The organism is Corynebacterium halotolerans, assembly GCF_050107895.1.
In the GTDB taxonomy this organism is placed as follows: Bacteria; Actinomycetota; Actinomycetes; order Mycobacteriales; family Mycobacteriaceae; genus Corynebacterium; species Corynebacterium halotolerans_B.
Genome location: NZ_JBNILW010000005.1, coordinates 16,666 through 34,598 on the forward strand (window position 1 = coordinate 16,666; position 17,933 = coordinate 34,598).

The window sequence follows — 17,933 nt, forward strand, 5'->3', positions numbered from 1 at the left end:
GGACCTGCGTGGGTAGTCTACGGATGAAGAACGCGAGCTCCGGGACGACCCGGCGCGATCACACCCCAGCGGGGACGGCCCCGGGATCAGGACCGTTGATCTCATGTCATCTTCTGTGGCACCCTCCCCCGCCGTCCGGAGTTTTGTCACCCGCCCGGTGATCGCCCAGCTGGTGCTCGGCTGGGCTGCCTTCCTGCTGCTGAGTTTTTTCGCCGGCCAGCTCTCCGGTGAGCTGCCCACCCCGGTGATCTGGGGGCTACTGGCCGCCATCATCGCGGTGATCCTGGTCTGTGCCTTCGGCGTGATGGAACAGGCCGAGGGGCTGGCCCACCGGCTGGGTGACCCCTACGGCACCCTCGTGCTCACCCTGTCCGTCGTCGCGATCGAGGTCATCCTGATCTCCGCGGTGCTGCTCGGCCCCGGTGACCACACCACCATCGCCCGCGATTCCGTCATGGCCGTGAGCATGATCATCCTGAACCTGGTGGTCGGGCTCGCGCTGCTCATCGGGGGCATGAAACACGGCGATATGGCGCACAACCGCACCGGCACCTCCGCTTATCTGGCGATGATCATCGTGCTGTCGTCGGTGGCCTTCGCCATGCCTGCCTTCCTGGGGCAGGACGGCGCCTTCACCACCTTCCAGGAGGTTCCGATCATCACCCTGACGATCGCCATCTACGCCTTCTTCCTCTACCGGCAGATGGGCGCCCAACAGGCCGACTTCCAGGAGGTCGCTTATGTGGCGACCGCCGAGACCGGAGGCGACCAGCGGCCGCGAGTGACCCGGGTGATCGCCGAGCACCGCGTGGAGGTGTTCACCCGCATGGGGCTGCTATTGGCGATGGTGCTGCCGATTGTGCTGCTCAGCCACAACATGGCCGCGCTTCTCGACGTCGCCCTCGACCGGGTCGGTGCACCCGTTGCGCTGTCCGGCATCATCATCGCCGCGATCGTCTTCCTCCCGGAGACCATCACCACCATCCGGGCCGCTCTGACCAACGAGATCCAACGGGTGAGCAACCTGACCCACGGTGCCCTGGTGTCCACGGTGGGGCTGACCATCCCCTCGGTGCTGATCATCGCGATCCTGACCGATCAGCACGTGATCTTCGCGGAAAGCCCGACCAACCTGGCGCTGTTGCTGATCACCCTGCTGTTGTCGGTGGCGACCTTCGCCGGCAAAAAGGTCACGGCCATGCACGGCGCGGCGCACCTGATGGTGTTCGTGGTGTACCTGCTCAGCGTGTTCTCCTGAAGTCCGGAGCTGCGGGAGTGGTCGCTGCCGTCGTGGCCCCGGGCGCGCCGTCTAGAAGAACAATGCCAGTAGCAGCGTGAGCCCCAGCGCCACCACCGAGGCCACTGAAATGCCGATGGTCACCGTCTTGAATGCCCCGCGGGTGGTCTGCCCCAGCAGGGACTGCAGTAGCCAGAAGGTGTTCGAGGTGACGTGCACCAGGAACATCGAACCGGCACCCGCCGCCAGGGCGATCAGCACCGGATCCAAGCCGATCTGGGCGGCGACCGGGGCCAGCAACCCCGCCGCCGTGATCGAGGAGATCACGATGGAACCGACCGCCACGTGCAGCACTGCGGCGATGGCCCACACCGTCAACAGGGGCACCGCCGAGTTGGCGGAGAAGAACTTGCCGAGGATGTCCCCCAGCCCCGACTGGGAGACCATCTCCGCCAGGGAGCCACCGGCACCGGTGAGGATCAGGATGAGGCCGGCCTCCCGGAAACCGTTGCCGAGTGCCTCTTCAGTGCCTGCGATGCCCAAGGCACGCCAGGCCAGCACGAAGGTGCCCAGTAGGCCGATGAGCAGTGCTACCACGGGTGTGGCCAGGAAGTCCATGACCGGGTGGCTGACCTCGGCGATCTCCAGCACAGCTCCGGTGGCCATCAACACCAGGGCAAGCAGCATCGGACTGAACAGCAGACCCAGCGGCAGCTCCCGCAGCGGCGCTTTCGTGCCGGTCTTCGTCGCCACGTCGCCCGCATCGTCCGGGACGGTCTCCGGCGGGGTGTCGGTTGCGGAACCAGCGGGGAAGGCCTCGTCCAGGTCGGGGTTCCAGAAGCCCCGGTCAAAGGCGAAGGACATGATGAGCTGGGTGATCACCATCGTGGCCACGCCGACGAGCAGACCGAAAATCAGCATCTTGCCCAGGGAAATCCCCATGACCCCGGCGAGTGCCAGCGCGCCGACGCCCGGCACGACCAGCACCACCCCGACCTCAATGCCCAGTGCCATGGCGCTGGCCAGCTTCGCCCGGCCGTTCCTGCCCATGAAAGGCACCATGCGGCGGACCAACGGGGCGCTCATCACGAGCATGACGTCCGGGAAGATGGACTGCAGCACGGTGCCGTGGGAAAGTGCGAGGGCGAACGGTACGCCCTTGGCCCCGAAAACACGCAGCAGGGAATTCACGAGACGGGTGATGGCCCCGGTGGCGTGCAGCAGAGCGCCGGTGAGCACTCCCCACGAGATCAACAGACCGACCTCGTAGAGGATGTCACCGAAACCACGCATCACCGTCTCGGTGGTTTCCTCCACTCCGAGCCCCGTCGTCAACCCGAGGGTCAGCGCCCCGATGACCAGGGAGATGGCCGGGTGGAGCCGACCTTTGAGAATGAGAAGCACGACGCCGAGAATGATCGCCGCTGTGAGGGTGAGGACCTGCCAATCCTGCATGAGCTGAGTGTCTGAGCTTTCCCGTGATATGGCCGCTACCTGCGGCCCCGTGGTCGGTCATCAGTCACGTCGGCGGGGGTGGTCCGACGGGATAGACGAGGACGGTACAAGACGATGCGCTCAGACTAGGCCACCGGGCAGGAAGCGCAGTGCTCGGGGTGGTGTAGCTCATCGGACGCGAGGCATCGGGCAGTTATTCCCCGGCTGTCGGATAGGGCTCTGCCCGCAGCAGTCGTGCCAGGTGGGCCGCATTGCGGGCCGCGCCGGCGGTGGTGGATGCGACGGGTGCCGGCACCTCGTCCAGGTCCTTGTAGTCGACGGACTGCATCGCCTCCCCCACCCAGTAGGTTCCACCCTGCGCGGGGATGGAGAACCCGATGTCACTGAGCGCCTGCGTCATGTCGGCGATGACCTTGTGTGCACCGTCCTCGTTACCCACCACGGCCACGATCGCGGCCTTGTCGTACATGATCGGCCGGCCCCGGTCATCGGTCTCGGCAAGATCGGCGTCGAGACGTTCGACCACCCGTTGGGCGATGCTGGCGGGATGGCCCATCCAGATCGGGGTGGCCAGCACCAGGATGTCGGCGGACAACACCCGCTGGCGTAACGCCGGCCAGTGGTCTCCCTGCCCCATGTCGATCTGCACCCCGGGTTTGACGTCGTGGTCTGCGACGCGGACAGACGAGGTGGACACCCCGTGTTTCTCGAGCTCGGCCAGCACATGACTGGCCATCAACTCACTGCTGGAGGGTGTCGGTGAAGGGTTGAGACTACAGACCAGGGCGACGGCGGACAGATCAGTCATGACGGGGTTACTCCTCGGTAGCGGCCAGCGCCGGGAACAGCCCCTGCCGCGCTGGGAGGTCGGTTCTGTCGTTCCTGCTCCAGTGTGGCTGCTAGTCCCGCAGAAGCGCCACGAAAGCTCCGTGAACTGCGGAGATGGCAGCGACTGGGGCGGGGCGGGGGCGTCAGCACGTCGCCGGTAACGGACTCTGCGTGAGTTCCGGGCGCTCGACTCCCACCGCCTGCCTGTGGATAACCAGGTGCCTGCCTCCCGTTCTCCACAGGGTGAGCGGAGCACCGCTTTCCCTTCCCGCCCCGGGCTGGGATCCTTCCCCCATGACCCCCACGGCTCTGTACTCCCCGACGTTCCGGCACGGCATCGGGCTGCTGCTGCGTTCCCGCGATGGCTCCGTCACCGCGGTCCCGTACGCCCAGCGTCAGGAGCTGATCACCCGCTCCGCCGACCTGTCCCCCTTCGGAGAAGCCGGAGGACAGGGCACGTGGGTGGCTTGAGCGGGCACCGGCTCAACCGCGCATCAGGGCATCCACCAACAGCAGATGGCCGATCACGGCACTCACGGTGATGCCTGCGTCCAGCGCCTGACCTGCCACCCCCTGCCGTGGGCCGACCACCGCCCGCACCAGGGTCAGGCCCTCAGACGCCAGCACCAGGTTGGCTCCGTGATCCACCCCCTGTCGGGTGACCGGGCCATTCTGCAGGGCACGGTCCTCCGCCAGCGCGGAGGTCGTGGCGGCGAGCAGGCCCGCAGTGGCGGCTGCGGGAACCAGCGGCACCCCACCTTTTCGACGGTAAGCCGCTACTCCGACCCCGCTGACCCACACCACCAGCCGTGAACCTGCGCTGACGCGCGAGAGCCGGGCACCGCGGCGCATCAGTGACGTGGCATACGCCAGGTGTTGGCCGGCCACCGCCGCGATCCCCAGTGCAGAAGGCTGGAACTGGGTGCGGCACTTTTCCGTCTCCCCCACCCAGCCGGCCCCCAATCCGGCGAGCAGAACCACCTTGTCCCGAGGAGCTCTGGTACTCCGCAGCACCGTTCCGGCCAGCAGCGGCGGCAGGATCAGCCGCAGTGGCGTCGACGCACACGACCTCCCCACACCACGGGCAATGCCTGCCGCCACTCCGGCAGCCAGGTAGCCGGCGCGCTCCGGTTCACCGCGGGCAGCGGTGACGGAGGCCAGCAGAGCCTCGGTACCCCGTTTCGTCCGGCTGAGGAACTCGCTGGCGATCCCGTGCCTGTTCACACCCGCCGCCTACTTCTTCCGGGTGCCCGCCTTGACCACACGCGTGGTGGTCTGCGGTGGCTTCTTGGCAGTGGTCTTCTTCGTGGTTTTCTTCGTGGTCTTCTTGGTCGTCTTCTTAGCCGTAGTTTTCTTGGTGGTTTTCTTGGCCGGCGACTTCGTGACCGTCTTCTTTGTGCCGCCATCGGCGGCTTCCTTGGCGCGACGCTCAGAGAGCAGTTCATTGGCGCGGGCGTCGGTGAGCTTCTCCGGCACATCCCCCTTGCGCAGCGAGGCGTTCGTGTCACCGTCGGTGACATAGGGGCCGAACCGGCCGTCCTTGACGGTCATCGGCTTACCGGAGACATCATTGTCGCCGAGCATCTTCAGCGGCGGTTTCGCGGCGGCGCGGCCGCGGCGCTTCGGCTCCGCGTAGATGCGCCGTGCTTCATCGAGGGTGATCGTGAAGATCTGTTCCTCATTCGCCAGGGACCGGGAGTCGGTGCCCTTCTTCAGGTAGGGACCGTAGCGCCCGTTCTGGGCCGTGATCATCTCATTGTCCGCGGGATCCATGCCCACCTCCCGGGGCAGCGACAGCAGCTGGAGGGCCTGCTCGAGGGTCACCTCCGCGGGTTGCATGCTCTCGAACAACGACGCCGTGGCCGGCTTGAGGGACTCCTCGATCAGCTGGTTGATCCGCTTTTCCTTCTGGCTGGCGGCGGTCTTGGTGTCCCAGTTCTTCTTTCGCTTGCCTTCCTCGGCGCGCTGCCGGTCCTCCGCCTCGCGCTCCGCGGCGACGACCTTCTCCGCCTCAGCGGCGGCGCGGTCCCGTTCATCCTCCCGCACCTGTTCGGTGACGTACGGCCCGTAGCGCCCCTCCTTGGCCACGACCATCCGGCCGTTGGCGGGGTTTTCCCCCAGCTCCCGCCCACCCTGCGGCGTGGCGAACAGCTTCTCGGCGATCTCCAGGGTCAGTTCATCGGGGGTGGTCGACTCGGAGAGGTTGGCGCGCTGGTACTCCGGCTCGCCGTCCTTCTCCCCCACCTTGCGCTCGATGTAGGGGCCGTAACGGCCGACACGGACGTTGACGGCGCGGCCCTCCTCGTCGTCGAAGAGGTGCAGCGAGTTCACCGCGCGGGCGTCGATGTGCTCCAGATTGTCGCCGATGAGGTTCTTCAGCCCGCCCTCCCTGGCGACGGACTCAGCCTTGGCGTCGGAGGCTTCGGCGTTGCCGAAGTAGAAGCCGGTCAGCCATTCGGTGCGGTCCTTGTCGCCGCTGGCGATAATGTCGAGTTCGTCCTCCATCGAGGAGGTGAAGTCGTAGTCCACCAGGTCCTCGAAGTTCTGCTCGAGCAGGCCGACCACTGCGAAGGCCACCCAGCTGGGCACTAGGGCGTTGCCCCGCGGCACGACATAACCGCGGTCCTGGATCGTCTTGATGATCGACGCGTACGTCGACGGACGGCCGATACCCAGGTCCTCCATCTTCTTGACCAGGCTGGCCTCAGTGAACCGGGCCGGCGGGTTCGTCGAGTGGCCGGCCGCTTCCAGGTCGTTGACGCTCAGATCGTCACCCGTGCTCAGGGTGGGCAGCCGGTTCTCGGCGTTGTCGGCGATGTCCCGACCGTCGGAACTACGGGTGGTCTCCACGTAGGCACGCAGAAAGCCGGGGAAGGTGATGGTGCGGCCCGTGGCGTTGAATTCCACGGTCTCGCCGGAGTTGGCGGTACCGGCGACGGTGACCTTCATCGAGGTGCCCTTGGCGTCCGACATCTGGGAGGCGACGGTGCGCTGCCAGATCAGTTCGTAGAGCTTGTACTCCTCCGCGTCGAGCTGTCCGTGGAGCTGACCCGGGGTTGCGAAGGTCTCGCCTGCGGGACGGATCGCCTCGTGCGCCTCCTGCGAGTTCTTCACCTTGCGGTCGTAACGGCGCGGCGAATCAGCGACGAAGGCCTGGCCGTAGAGCTCGAGCGCCTGATCCCGGGCCGCTTGGATGCCCGACGGGGACAGCGAGGTCGAGTCGGTACGCATATAGGTGATGTGGCCGTTTTCGTAGAGCCGCTGCGCGATGCGCATCGTACGCTCCGAGGTGAAGTGCAGTTTGCGGCCGGCCTCCTGCTGCAGGGTCGAGGTCATGAAGGGGGCGTAGGGGCGCCGGGTGTACGGCTTTTCCTCGACATTGGCGACGCTCATCGCCTCGCCCTGCAGGTTCGCCGCGAGCGTTTCCGCACGCTGCTTGTCCACGACCACCACATCGGCGGTCAGCTCTCCACGGTCGCTGAAATCGCGGCCCTGGGCGATGCGGCGACCGTCGATAGTGGCCAGCTTCGCCTTGAAGGTCCGGGGGTTCTCCTGGTTCGCGGCAGTGTCGCCGGTGTCCAGCTCCGCGACGATGTCCCAGTACTCGGCGGAGATGAACGCCATGCGCTCGCGTTCCCGTTCGACGATGACCCGGGTGGCCACGGACTGCACGCGGCCGGCGGAGAGCCGGGGCATGACCTTCTTCCACAGCACCGGGGAGATCTCATAACCGTAGAGCCGGTCGAGGATGCGCCGGGTCTCCTGGGCGTCCACCAGGCTCTGGTCGAGCTCACGGGTGTTCTCGGCGGCCTCCCTGATGGCGGATTCGGTGATCTCGTGGAAGACCATGCGCCGCACCGGAACCTTCGGATTGAGGACCTCCAGCAGGTGCCAGGCGATCGCCTCGCCCTCACGGTCGGGGTCTGTCGCGAGCAGGAGCTCATCGACCTGCTTCAGCTTCGCACGCAGGTCAGCGACTTTCTTCTTCTTGTCCGGGCTCACCACGTACAACGGCGAGAAGCCGTGGTCGGTGTCCACGCCGAGACGGGCCCAGGACTCTTTCTTGTACTTGGCCGGCACGTCCGCAGCACCTCGGGGCAGGTCACGGATATGGCCGACTGAGGCTTCAACGATGTAACTGTTCCCCAGGTAGCGCTGGATCTTCTTTGCCTTCGTCGCCGACTCCACGATCACAAGTCGTTTGACGTCGGTGCCGCTGCCCTTGTCTTCTGCCACCGGGGTTACATCCCTCTCGTGTTACTGATTCTGCCTACGTGCTGGTGCTGGCAGTCCTTGAAACTGAAACTGGAAACAATCTTGTCACCGAACGTTATCGCGATGACGTCATTTCAGCGAACACTACCCCACACGTCTTTCAGGAATACACCGTACACAGTATTTAATGGTTCTCCCCCGGAGAGGAACGGCATCCACTCCACCCCACTCCCCGCCACGGCCGCCCAGCGGAGCTGTTGCGGGACCATTAGAATCGTCCCGCAACAGCCAAAGATGCGGAGGACGCAGGTGATCGACCAGCTCGTGTCGTGGGTCGAGACCCTCATGACAGCCGCAGCTTTCTACCCGGTGCTGTGGATCGTCGTCGTGATCGACAGTCTCTTCCCGCTGGTTCCGAGCGAAACGATCATCACCTTGGCGGGCGCCTGGTCGGGATCCCGGGGGACGCCGAGTCTGGTGCTGGTCGTGTTGGTCGCCGCCGCCGGCGCGATCGTCGGCGATAATCTCTGCTATTTCTTCGGCACCCGGCTGGTCGGCATCGTCCAGCGGATCCCCGGCAACTCCAAGCGGGGCAAGGCCCTGGAGTGGGGCCGGCGCAATCTCAACCGGCACGATGTCGCCACGATCATCATCGCCCGGTTCATCCCCTGGGCCCGGTGGTGTGTGACCATCATCCTGGGGTCCATCGGATACTCCTGGCGGCGTTTCTTCTTCTGGGACACCATCGGGGTGTTTCTCTGGGCCAGCCAGGCCACCGTGCTGGGATACCTGGGTGGCTGGCTGTTCCAGGATCAACCCCTGATCGGGTTGGTGGCAGGAGTCATCTTCGGCACGGCCTTCGGCCTGGTCCTGCAGAAGCTGTACCAGCGTTGGGAACGGCGGAGCGACCGTTCCTGAATCGGCCACGGGAGGGACCCTACCCCTGGTGAGACGCGCAGACGTGTCCTGACAGCATCCCTCGAATCCGTCCGCTGGAACGCAAAAAACACCGCCCACCGCTGGTGTGCGGGGACGGCGTTCTCGTCAGCTGAGTGGGCCGAAACCCACGAGATTACAGCGCGCGGACCTGCTGGGCCTGCGGGCCCTTAGCGCCCTCGCCGATCTCGAACTCAACCTGCTGGTTCTCCTCGAGGGTGCGGAAGCCGCTGCCCTGGATCTCGGAGTAGTGGACGAAAACGTCGGCGGATCCATCCTCCGGAGCAATGAAGCCGAAGCCCTTCTCCGCGTTGAACCACTTCACAGTTCCCTGTGCCATTCTTCTTACCTTTACTTTCCTGGAGAGATAACGGCGAGACCGAATTGCTGGAATCACCGGGTCGGAATATCGGAACCCCCAGGTATCCCCCAACTATGCAGTTTCATGCACAGTGTGAGTTCAACTGGGCGCCCGCGTCAACATCCCTTGCGAGCGCCTAGACACTGCGCGCAGAAACCGCGACCAAGGCTCAGTGTGTCACGTTTTCGCACGTCGCGATAGTCTTCAGCTAAAGTTTCCCGAAATACCGCTTCCAGGCCCACACAAAAAGGGGTGAAATTTGGTGTCCAGCGCCCCTGCTTCCGGGCCAGATCCCACGGCCACGCAACGTGCCACCGAAGCCTCGCGGCGCCCCGCCATCAACGCGCTGGGCGAGGAACTCAGCTCCGCCATCCGCCATCGGTTTTCCAGCTCTACCTGCACGTTTCACACCACCCTGCCCCCTCGTCCGGCCCGCTACGCTGACTGGCCCAGGTGGGTGCATCCCCCGTTGCGTCAGCACCTCGAGGACGAGGGGATCACCCGTCTATTCATCCATCAGGCAGCCTGCGCCAATTTGGCCCATCAAGGCACCAATGTGGTGTTGGCCACAGGTACCTCCTCGGGGAAGTCTCTGGGCTATCAGCTGCCCATCCTGTCCGATCTCGCCACCGACGGCACGGCCTGCGCTCTCTACCTGACACCGACAAAGGCGCTGGGGTCGGATCAGCTCGCCGCCGCGAGCCGACTGTGCCGGGAGGTACCCGGGCTGGGTGGCATCCACCCCGCCCCCTATGACGGCGACACCCCCACGGAGGCGCGGGCCGGCATCCGAGATAACGCGCGCCTGGTGTTTTCCACCCCGGACATGCTGCACGTGTCCGTGCTCGCCAACCATCAGCGGTGGGCACGGGTGCTCCGCCACCTGAAGTATCTGGTCATCGACGAGTGCCACACCTACCGCGGGGTGTTCGGGGCAAATATCGCCCTCGTGCTCCGGCGGCTGCTGCGCATCGCCGAACATTACGGGGCCCGGCCCACCGTCATCCTGGCGTCCGCCACCTCCAACGCGCCCGCGGACCACGCCCGGAACCTACTGGGCCAACCCGTCTCCGCGGTCACCGAGGACGGCGCTCCCACCGGAGCCCGCACCGTCATGCTGTGGGAGCCCGGTTTCCTTGAGGGCGTCGAAGGCGAAAACGGCGCCCCGGTGCGTCGGGCGGCCAGCACCGAGGCCGCTGACATCATGGCCGCCATCGTCACCGCCGGAGCCCGCACCCTGACCTTCGTCCGGTCACGCAGACAAGCCGAGGTCGTGGCCATGCGCACGGCGGAGGAGCTGGCCCTGCTGGGGCGTCCCGATTTCGCTGACCGGGTGGCCTCCTACCGCGCGGGTTACCTGGCGGAGGACCGCCGTCGGCTGGAGCGGCAACTCGACGAAGGTGAACTGCTCGGAGTGGCCACCACCAACGCCCTGGAGCTGGGTATCGACGTCGGCGGGCTGGATGCGGTGGTCACCGCCGGGTTCCCCGGCACGGTGGCCTCGTTCTGGCAACAGGCCGGCCGGGCCGGGCGTCGCGGCCAGGGTTCCCTCGTGGTCATGATCGCCCGCGATGAGCCGATGGACACCTATCTGGTGCACCATCCCGACGCCCTGCTGGGACGGCCCGTGGAAAGGACCGTGTTCAATCCCCGTAATCCCTACGTGCTGCGCGGCCACGTCTACTGCGCGGCGGTGGAGAAGCCGCTGAGCGAGGACGACGTCGCCGCCCTCGACGCCGCGGAGGTGGTCGCCGAACTCACGGAACTGGGTCTGCTGCGACGGCGGCCGCGCGGCTGGTTCGCCGTGGAACGGCCGAATGACAGCGACGACCTGCCCACCCCGGACACCGCGCACACCAGCGTCAGCCTGCGGGGCGGTTCGGGTGACGAGGTCATGATCGTGGACCTGACCGACGGCCGGCTGTTGGGCACCATCGACTCAGCGCGCGCAGCAGCCCAGGTACACCCCGGCGCGGTGTACCTCCACCAGGGCGAGTCCTTCGTCATCGACGAACTCGACTTCGAGGACCTGGTGGCTCTGGCACGCCCCGACATTCCGGAGTACACCACCTACGCGCGCAGTGAGACTGACATCCGGATGGTCTCGGATCCCGCACCGGAGGAGATCGCCAACCCCTCCCCCGGGCTGTGGGTGGCCAATGTGGACGTGGAGGTCACGGACCGGGTGACCGGGTATGTGGTCAAGCTGCCCGATGGCACCGTGCTGGAGTCGGTGCCGCTGCAGATGCCGCCGCAGACGCTGGTGACCAGAGCCGTGGCCTACACGATCGATCCGGCAGCACTGACGGCCATGGGAATCCCTCCGGCGGATGTCCCCGGTGCGCTGCACGCCGCCGAACACGCCGCGATCGGGTTGCTGCCGCTGTTGGCCACCTGCGACCGGTGGGACATCGGCGGGGTCTCCACCGCACTCCACATCGACACCGCCCTGCCCACCGTCTTCGTCTATGACGGGCATCCGGGCGGTGCCGGCTTCGCTGACACCGGTTTCAGCAGGTTCCGGGAGTGGATCACCGCCACCTTTGAGACAGTGCGCTCCTGCGGTTGTGAATCCGGCTGCCCGTCCTGCGTGCAGTCACCCAAGTGCGGCAACGGCAACAACCCGCTGAACAAGTCCGGTGCCCTCAAGCTTCTGGGGGCCATGGTGACCATGCTCAGCGAGTTTCCCGAACCGTCCTGAGACCGGTTTCAGAGTGGTCCGGCCTTCGCCTCCGCGCTGCGGCCGGTGACTGAGACCGTCACTGTCACATCAGGACCCGAAACCGCGCAGTCCACCAGTTGAGCCTGGTTCAGCACCGCGGTTTCCCCGGCAGCCGTACAGGCAGGATGACCGTACGCCCTGGCCCCGGCCCCGGCCACCGCCGCGAGATCAGCGGCCATTTGGGCACGATGCGTCGCCACGACCAGCGTGGTGGCAACCGCCACCACCCCGGCGAGGCTGACCAGAGCAATGATGATGCCCACCGAGACAACGGTGGCATAGCCCCGGTCCTCCCGCAGCACACCCGTCATACGCCCAAGCAGCCGCGGAATCATTCTCGGGCCTCCGGGGTCTCCACCGGGAAGACGGCGGTCGCCCGCATGGTCCCGACCACCCCGGGAACTTCGGCGGTGGCGGTCACCAGGCCAGCTGAGGTGCTGAGCCGGATGTCTCCCCGCGGCGGGTGGTAGATGACCCCGATGGCGTGGGAACGGGCAGCCGCTCCCGCGGCGTCGACGGCGGCTACCTGGGCTGCCAGCGTCGCAATCGCCGCGACCATGCCGGCACAGACGATCACCAGACTCGTCAGGGCCAGTGCGGCCTCGACGGTGACCGAACCGCGATCATCGGCGAACAGGCCACGCCATTGACGGTGCTTCCGGAGCTGCATCAGTCTGTCCGGCCGCTCACGGGGTGTCACTCAGGGCATCGGTGATGATCGATTCAATGGCATCGACCACTGCGCCCCCGTTGATCACCGCATACAAGACAGCGGCCAGCGCTGCCGCGGCAAGCGACCCCATGGCGTACTCGACCGTGGACATCCCCTTGTCGTTGTGCAGGGGGACTACCGCAGTACGGCCACGGCGAAGAAGGTTGCTGGTCAGAATGGAAAGGTACATGATGGTCTCCTTGTTGAGAAGTAGGGTGTGAGGAGTTTTTCTGTTGCGGCGGAAAACGTCCGCCGTGACGTGTCGAAGGGACAGAAGGGACAGCTCCCACGAACTAGCCGAGCAGCTCCAGTCCCAGGCTGATCACGACCGGGGCCAGGCCCAGGACGATGAAACCGGGAAGAAAGCAGACGGCTAGCGGTAGAGCAATGTAGACCCCGGCGCGTTCAGCTGCGGCGTGTGCGCTGTCGGTTGCCTCGGTACGCAATGTGTCAGCGACACGTTCGCAACCGGTGGCGATCGCCGCTCCTGAGCGGTGGGACAGCCGGGTGATGCCAGATAGCTCCGCCAGCCCGGGAACCCCGTTCATCCGGTGCCAGGCCCGCGCCGGGTCCACACCGACCGCCAATAGCCTGGCGACATCGCTCCACGCTCCGGCTGACTCATCTGACGTGCTCCCGGCCACTGCCCCCGCAGCAGTACCCGGGGACAGTCCGGCCCGCACACAGGCAGCGAACAAGGCGATGTCGGCGGCCACGGCCAGCCGGTCGATCCGGCCGCCTCCGCTGCTCAGCGCTGAGGGCCAGATGCGCCCCAGCCATCGGCACAGCCGGGTCCCGGCACCGCCACGGCCGGGGCCGTCGCGGGGTCGTTTGGGTCCGTCGGAGACGGCGACCCCATCTTCCCCGAGGGCTCTTCCGGCGGGGGCGGGCGGGACGATCATGAGAGCCATGGACAACAGGACCAGGGTGGCGGGACTGAACAGCAACGACAACAGCTCCTTCATCGGGTGGCTCCCGTGATGATCCGGCGGGACCAGAGAAACCCACTGCAACTCAGCCCCACCCCGAGAACCAACAGCATCCCGCCCAGTCCGCCACCGAAGAGCAACCCCAATGGATCCGCCCCCATTGCCGTTCCCATCAGGATCCCGGCGACCGGCAGCAGGGTGAGCACGACGGCTGTGGCCTGTGGTCCCTGCAGCGACGCGCTGGTGGCGGCCCGATGCCGGGCGCGGGTGTCTAAGCGGGACTGTGCCTGCTCGATCAACGGAGTCAGGGGGATCCCATGGTGTTCAGCAGTGCGCCACAACTGGGCGGTGTCGGCCAGCTCCGGAGCGGAGTCTGCTGCATCAAGGAGCACCTCGGCGCCCGCACCACCAGCCTGGGTGCGGGCGGCAGTGACCTCGACGAGGCGTCGGAACTCAGTCGGTGCCTCCTCCGTCACGGCTGCGGCCGCTGCCCCCAGAGCCTGTGGCATGCCCGTCCCGGCACGGAGTTCACCGAGCAGGTGGCCGAGAAACGCCGCAGTAGCGGTGGATCGTCTGCGGGCGAGCTGATCATTGCGCAACTGTCGGAGCGTGACTACCGCAGTGCTAACTGCGATCCCACCGGCCAACGCGGTGCTGAGCTGACCGTGCAACAGAAAGATCAGGCCAGCCAACCCAGCAGTGAGAACGAACAAGGTCATGCTCACCGGGGAGCGGCGCAGCTGTCGGCCGGGGGCACCGCCGGAAACGAGACGGCCTGCCGGACGGGGCCCGGGCAAGGCGAAGCTGAGCGCAAGCAGAAGCAACGGAATCATGAGCTGACCCGCCTGCGAAAATCCTCGAACCCGGGGCGGGAGCCGTGATCAGCATCCCAGATCACCGAGACCTCCACCGGGTTTCCGTGGAGCAGGCCGAGCTGGTGGAGCTGTCGGCCCTGAGCGGTCCGCCGCATACCGAGCACCACCTTCACCGCCGCCGCGAGCTGGGAGTGCAGGGCATGCCGGTCCAGTCCGCCGAGCGCGGCCAGCGCCTCCATACGGGCCGGAATCTCCTGCAGGGAATTCGCGTGCACGGTCCCCGCGCCACCATCGTGACCGGTGTTGAGCGCCGCCAGGAGATCCACCACCTCCCCACCGCGGATCTCGCCCACCACGATCCGATCGGGACGCATCCGCAGGGCCTGCCGCAGCAGGTCTGCCAGGGAGATCGCGCCCCTACCCTCAATGTTGCTGGAGCGGGCCACCAGCGACACCACATGCGGATGAATGGGTTGCAGCTCCGCGGTGTCTTCAATGCACAGGATCCGCTCGTGTCCGGGAACCGCCGCCAAGAGGGCAGCAAGCAGGGTGGTTTTTCCGGTACCGGTTCCGCCTGTAACCAGAAAGGCTATGCGCCGGGACACCATAATCTGCAGCAGTTCCGCCAGCTCGCAGCTCAACGTGCCGGACTCCACCAATTGCTCCAGGGTGGTCACCGCCTGCCGCAGTACCCGCAGGCTCAGGCAGGTTCCCCCGTCCGCCGGAGGACTCAGGAGTGCGTGAATACGGATCTGACTACCGTCAGAGCGCCGGAGTCTCCCGTCGGCGAAGGGCTGGGCATCATCGAGCCGGCCACCGCAGGCCACCACCAGCCGGGTGGCCAACCGCCGCACATCTGCGTCAGCATCAAAGCGCAGGTCCGCCTGCTCCAGTCCCTGGCCCCTGTCAAACCAGACCTGTTCCGGCCCATTGACCACGATGTCCGTGACTCCGTCCAACAGGAGAAGCGGCTCCAGCGGACCGATGCCTGTGGAATCGTGCCGTAACTTGCGCAAGATCGCGAGTACGTCGACATCACTGATCACCCCGGCTTCCTCGCGCACGATGCGGGCAGTGGCAGCGGCATCCGGACGGTCCGTCTCCTCGACCATGCGGCGCTGGATCTTCTCCAGCAGTTCTGTGTCAGTCGCCATTACGCTGCACTCCCGACGGCGGCGGAACGGGTTTCCGCAAGCACCGCCTGCGCCGCCACCAGCAGGGGCTTGGGCAGGTTGTGGGGCAGTCCCAGCATCTCGATCTGCTTGGGCAGCCGCGCGACGGTACCGATTTCGGCGATGACCTCACTCCGGGTGATCTTCTCGATATCTGCCGGGGACAGCCCCGACCAGCCGCGATGGCGAACCACCAGAAGAGTCTCAACCTGCCGTGCCCGCCATCGGTTTATCGCCTGCGCCGCCGCCGCGACGGGACGCACCTCCGCAGGCACCAGCAGAACCAGACGGTCGCAGTGCTCGACCACATCCTCAGTGAGGTTCCCGCCAGGCAGATCCACCACGCACAGACCTGCCGCGGCCCGGAAACTGCGCAACGCCGCCCCGAGTTCTGCCGCTGATAGGCGGTAGGGATCGGGCACAGTCGCACGGGCGCCCGTCAGTACAGCGATCTGGTCACTGGTGGTGGGAAGCGCTGCCCGTAGGTCCTCGGCTGAGACGGCCCCCGTGCCGAAACGCAGGTCGGGCCACCGGGCTCCCGTCGCGTCCTCCAACCCGAGCAGCAGGTCCAAGCCACCAGCGGAGGGATCAGCATCAATGAGAGCGGGGGTACGTCCGGCCCCTGCGGCCCGAACCAGGGTTGCAGCGAAGGTGCTGGTACCTGCCCCGCCGGCGGCGCCGGCCACGCCGACCACCTCTCCCCCACCCGCAAGGGGAGATCCCTCTCGTCCGAGTAATTTCAAGAGCTCTGCGGCCTGAGCCGGGATCACCAGTGCCTGTTCGGCCTGGGCCTCCAGGGCCGCCTGCCAATCCACAGGGCCGGGATCAGCCACGAGAAAATAGACCTGTCGCCGTCGGGGAAGCCCCGCAACCGTGGCAGCTCCTTCCGCATCAATGAGTACCGCGTCAACCCGAGAATGATGACGGGCGATCTCTCCGGGGTCGGTGGTGTCGATGACCCGCCTCCCAGTGGCGGCGGCGACGTGGAGTGCCTCCGGGTGGAGCACCGGATCAGCGACGGCTACGAGGATGGTGGCAGTTTCCGAGGTCATGCCCCACACCCTCGTAGTCTGACGCAATTCCGACAATCACCCGGCCAGCAGACTGTGGATAAACCCGAAAGTTGTAGACCCATCATCACCCAGCTGTGGACAAACTTCAGCTCCGTGTCGCGGAGACGCTCCAAATCGGTGAAGATGGGGAGGCCCGGGCATAAAAGGACGGCCCGCGCCTCGGGGGGGGTGTGCGCGGGCCGTCTAACCCGGCCTCGGGGGGCGAGCCGGGGCAGGCCACACTGTATATCGGGGCCTTGCAAGCAGCATTATTGCACACCGCAGGTGCCTTGACAATACTTTTCGCACAAAATTTCGTATCCGTTTTCGGCCGCCGGTCAGTGACCGGCACACGGCGTCCCACCGATCGAAGAGTGGACACCCACCCAGGACTCCCTGTAGCCGCAGGACTCTACGTCGCCCCATAAGTTGTTACCGCTTCGTAACGTCTCGTCGATGAGCCGAGATAATCCCATTGAAGACCCTGACCCTGCAAAAGGCGGAACCCGATGGAACGGCAACTGAAGATCGTGAGCAACAGTAATCACAATTTTCACAACAGTCCCTATGCGGCCGCAGCTTCCCGCACTAGACTGACCGACGTGAACGCCCAGCACCACCCCGAAGAACCCGCCACCCCGCCTCAGGTGGCCGCCTTCTTCGACCTGGACAAAACCGTCATCGCCACATCTTCAGCCCATGCTTTCGGCCGGGAGTTCCTGCACAACGGTCTGATCTCCGCCAGTGAGGCGATCGAACTCTACCTGGCCAAGGCCTCGTTCATGCTGGGCGGCCACTCCGGTGAGCAGATGGACACCTCCCGGGATCAGTTGGCCGACATGGTGGCCGGTTGGGACGTTGCCCAGGTGCGGGAGATCGCCTCCCAGGCGCTGCACACCGTGGTCACCCCGACGATCTACGCCGAGGCCCGGGAGTTGATCGAATCGCACCGGGCCGCCGGACACGACGTCATCATCATCTCCGCGTCTGCCACCCTGTTGGTCGAGTTGATCGCCGCGGAGTTAGGGGTGGACACCGTCGTCGGCACCGAGCTGGCGGTTCTGGACGGCAAGTTCACTGGTGAGGTCAGCTTCTACTGCAAGGGACCGGCCAAGGCGGAGGCTATGCGTCGGCTCGCCGCAGAACACGGCTACGACCTCACGGCCAGCTACGCCTACTCCGATTCGGCCACCGACATCCCCATGCTGGAGACTGTCGGTAATCCCGCGGCAGTCAATCCGGACCGGCAGATGAAGAAGAGCGCCCTGGAAAACAGCTGGGACATTCTCTCCTTCCGGAATCCGGTGCCCCTCTTCCAGCCGCCGACCGCTCGTGAGGTCACGATCGGCACGAGCGTGCTGGCCGGCCTGGCGGCGGTCACCGTCGGCGGCCTGTGGTGGGCCAAGCGCGCCACCAGCCGTGGCTCTGCTTAACAGGTTCCCCCTGCCCTGCAACACCCACCGACTATCCGAAGCCGTATAGCCGCAGGCGAATACCTA

General features: G+C 66.1%; 17 protein-coding genes. 5 read left to right on the top strand and 12 right to left on the bottom strand.

Annotation, left to right across the window (positions count from 1 at the left end; genetic code table 11):
• Positions 1 to 103 precede the first annotated feature (103 nt).
• A complete protein-coding gene (locus tag ACQCVD_RS06350) occupies positions 104 to 1,258 on the top strand; it encodes a calcium:proton antiporter (protein ID WP_426822884.1) in 1,155 nt (384 codons plus the stop codon).
• 51 nt (positions 1,259 to 1,309) lie between these two features.
• Here ACQCVD_RS06350 and ACQCVD_RS06355 read toward each other — a convergent pair whose 3' ends face one another.
• Both ACQCVD_RS06355 and ACQCVD_RS06360 read right to left on the bottom strand, forming a co-directional pair.
• Positions 1,310 to 2,692, bottom strand: coding sequence for a GntP family permease (locus tag ACQCVD_RS06355; protein ID WP_426822885.1), 1,383 nt, complete (start codon positions 2,690 to 2,692; stop codon positions 1,310 to 1,312).
• A gap of 193 nt (positions 2,693 to 2,885) precedes the next feature.
• On the bottom strand, positions 2,886 to 3,500 hold the full coding sequence (locus tag ACQCVD_RS06360; protein ID WP_426822886.1) for a flavodoxin family protein: 615 nt from the start codon (positions 3,498 to 3,500) through the stop codon (positions 2,886 to 2,888).
• Between the two features lie 314 nt (positions 3,501 to 3,814).
• Between ACQCVD_RS06360 and ACQCVD_RS06365 the strand changes: the two genes are divergently transcribed.
• Positions 3,815 to 3,991: a hypothetical protein gene (locus tag ACQCVD_RS06365; RefSeq protein WP_426822887.1), complete on the top strand. Its 177-nt coding sequence runs from the start codon at positions 3,815 to 3,817 to the stop codon at positions 3,989 to 3,991.
• Between the two features lie 12 nt (positions 3,992 to 4,003).
• Here the strand turns inward: ACQCVD_RS06365 and ACQCVD_RS06370 are convergent, their stop codons facing one another.
• Both ACQCVD_RS06370 and topA read right to left on the bottom strand, forming a co-directional pair.
• On the bottom strand, positions 4,004 to 4,744 hold the full coding sequence (locus ACQCVD_RS06370) for a lysoplasmalogenase family protein (protein ID WP_426822888.1): 741 nt from the start codon (positions 4,742 to 4,744) through the stop codon (positions 4,004 to 4,006).
• A gap of 9 nt (positions 4,745 to 4,753) precedes the next feature.
• Complete coding sequence (gene topA / locus ACQCVD_RS06375) at positions 4,754 to 7,756, bottom strand: type I DNA topoisomerase (RefSeq protein WP_426822889.1); 3,003 nt, start codon at positions 7,754 to 7,756, stop codon at positions 4,754 to 4,756.
• 288 nt (positions 7,757 to 8,044) lie between these two features.
• On the opposite strand from topA, the gene ACQCVD_RS06380 reads away from it, so the two are divergent.
• The gene (locus tag ACQCVD_RS06380; protein ID WP_426822890.1) at positions 8,045 to 8,653 is read left to right on the top strand and encodes a DedA family protein; all 609 of its coding nucleotides are present in this window, start codon (positions 8,045 to 8,047) and stop codon (positions 8,651 to 8,653) included.
• A gap of 154 nt (positions 8,654 to 8,807) precedes the next feature.
• Here the strand turns inward: ACQCVD_RS06380 and ACQCVD_RS06385 are convergent, their stop codons facing one another.
• Positions 8,808 to 9,011 (bottom strand): cold-shock protein, encoded by a 204-nt coding sequence (locus ACQCVD_RS06385; RefSeq protein WP_426822891.1) that lies wholly within the window; start codon positions 9,009 to 9,011, stop codon positions 8,808 to 8,810.
• Between the two features lie 358 nt (positions 9,012 to 9,369).
• Here ACQCVD_RS06385 and ACQCVD_RS06390 point away from each other — a divergent pair, with 358 nt between their 5' ends.
• Positions 9,370 to 11,733, top strand: a complete 2,364-nt coding sequence (locus ACQCVD_RS06390; protein ID WP_426823062.1) for a DEAD/DEAH box helicase — start codon at positions 9,370 to 9,372, stop codon at positions 11,731 to 11,733.
• An 8-nt stretch (positions 11,734 to 11,741) separates the two neighbouring features.
• Here the strand turns inward: ACQCVD_RS06390 and ACQCVD_RS06395 are convergent, their stop codons facing one another.
• From ACQCVD_RS06395 to ssd, 7 genes are all read right to left on the bottom strand, one after another.
• Positions 11,742 to 12,065 (bottom strand): Rv3654c family TadE-like protein, encoded by a 324-nt coding sequence (locus ACQCVD_RS06395; protein WP_426822892.1) that lies wholly within the window; start codon positions 12,063 to 12,065, stop codon positions 11,742 to 11,744.
• A 20-nt stretch (positions 12,066 to 12,085) separates the two neighbouring features.
• Positions 12,086 to 12,424, bottom strand: coding sequence for a hypothetical protein (locus ACQCVD_RS06400; RefSeq protein ID WP_426822893.1), 339 nt, complete (start codon positions 12,422 to 12,424; stop codon positions 12,086 to 12,088).
• A 16-nt stretch (positions 12,425 to 12,440) separates the two neighbouring features.
• A complete protein-coding gene (locus ACQCVD_RS06405) occupies positions 12,441 to 12,656 on the bottom strand; it encodes a DUF4244 domain-containing protein (protein ID WP_426822894.1) in 216 nt (71 codons plus the stop codon).
• Positions 12,657 to 12,759: 103 nt separating this feature from the next.
• Entirely contained in the window at positions 12,760 to 13,431 is a 672-nt protein-coding gene (locus tag ACQCVD_RS06410; RefSeq protein WP_426822895.1) for a type II secretion system F family protein, read from the bottom strand.
• Entirely contained in the window at positions 13,428 to 14,228 is an 801-nt protein-coding gene (locus ACQCVD_RS06415; protein WP_426822896.1) for a type II secretion system F family protein, read from the bottom strand. Before ACQCVD_RS06415 ends, ACQCVD_RS06410 begins: the two co-directional genes overlap by 4 nt.
• Positions 14,225 to 15,364: a TadA family conjugal transfer-associated ATPase gene (locus ACQCVD_RS06420; RefSeq protein ID WP_426822897.1), complete on the bottom strand. Its 1,140-nt coding sequence runs from the start codon at positions 15,362 to 15,364 to the stop codon at positions 14,225 to 14,227. Before ACQCVD_RS06420 ends, ACQCVD_RS06415 begins: the two co-directional genes overlap by 4 nt.
• Positions 15,364 to 16,434: a septum site-determining protein Ssd gene (ssd, locus tag ACQCVD_RS06425; RefSeq protein WP_426822898.1), complete on the bottom strand. Its 1,071-nt coding sequence runs from the start codon at positions 16,432 to 16,434 to the stop codon at positions 15,364 to 15,366. The genes ACQCVD_RS06420 and ssd overlap by 1 nt, the downstream gene beginning before the upstream one ends.
• 602 nt (positions 16,435 to 17,036) lie before the next feature.
• Here ssd and ACQCVD_RS06430 point away from each other — a divergent pair.
• Complete coding sequence (locus ACQCVD_RS06430) at positions 17,037 to 17,867, top strand: HAD family hydrolase (RefSeq protein WP_426822899.1); 831 nt, start codon at positions 17,037 to 17,039, stop codon at positions 17,865 to 17,867.
• Positions 17,868 to 17,933 lie beyond the last annotated feature (66 nt).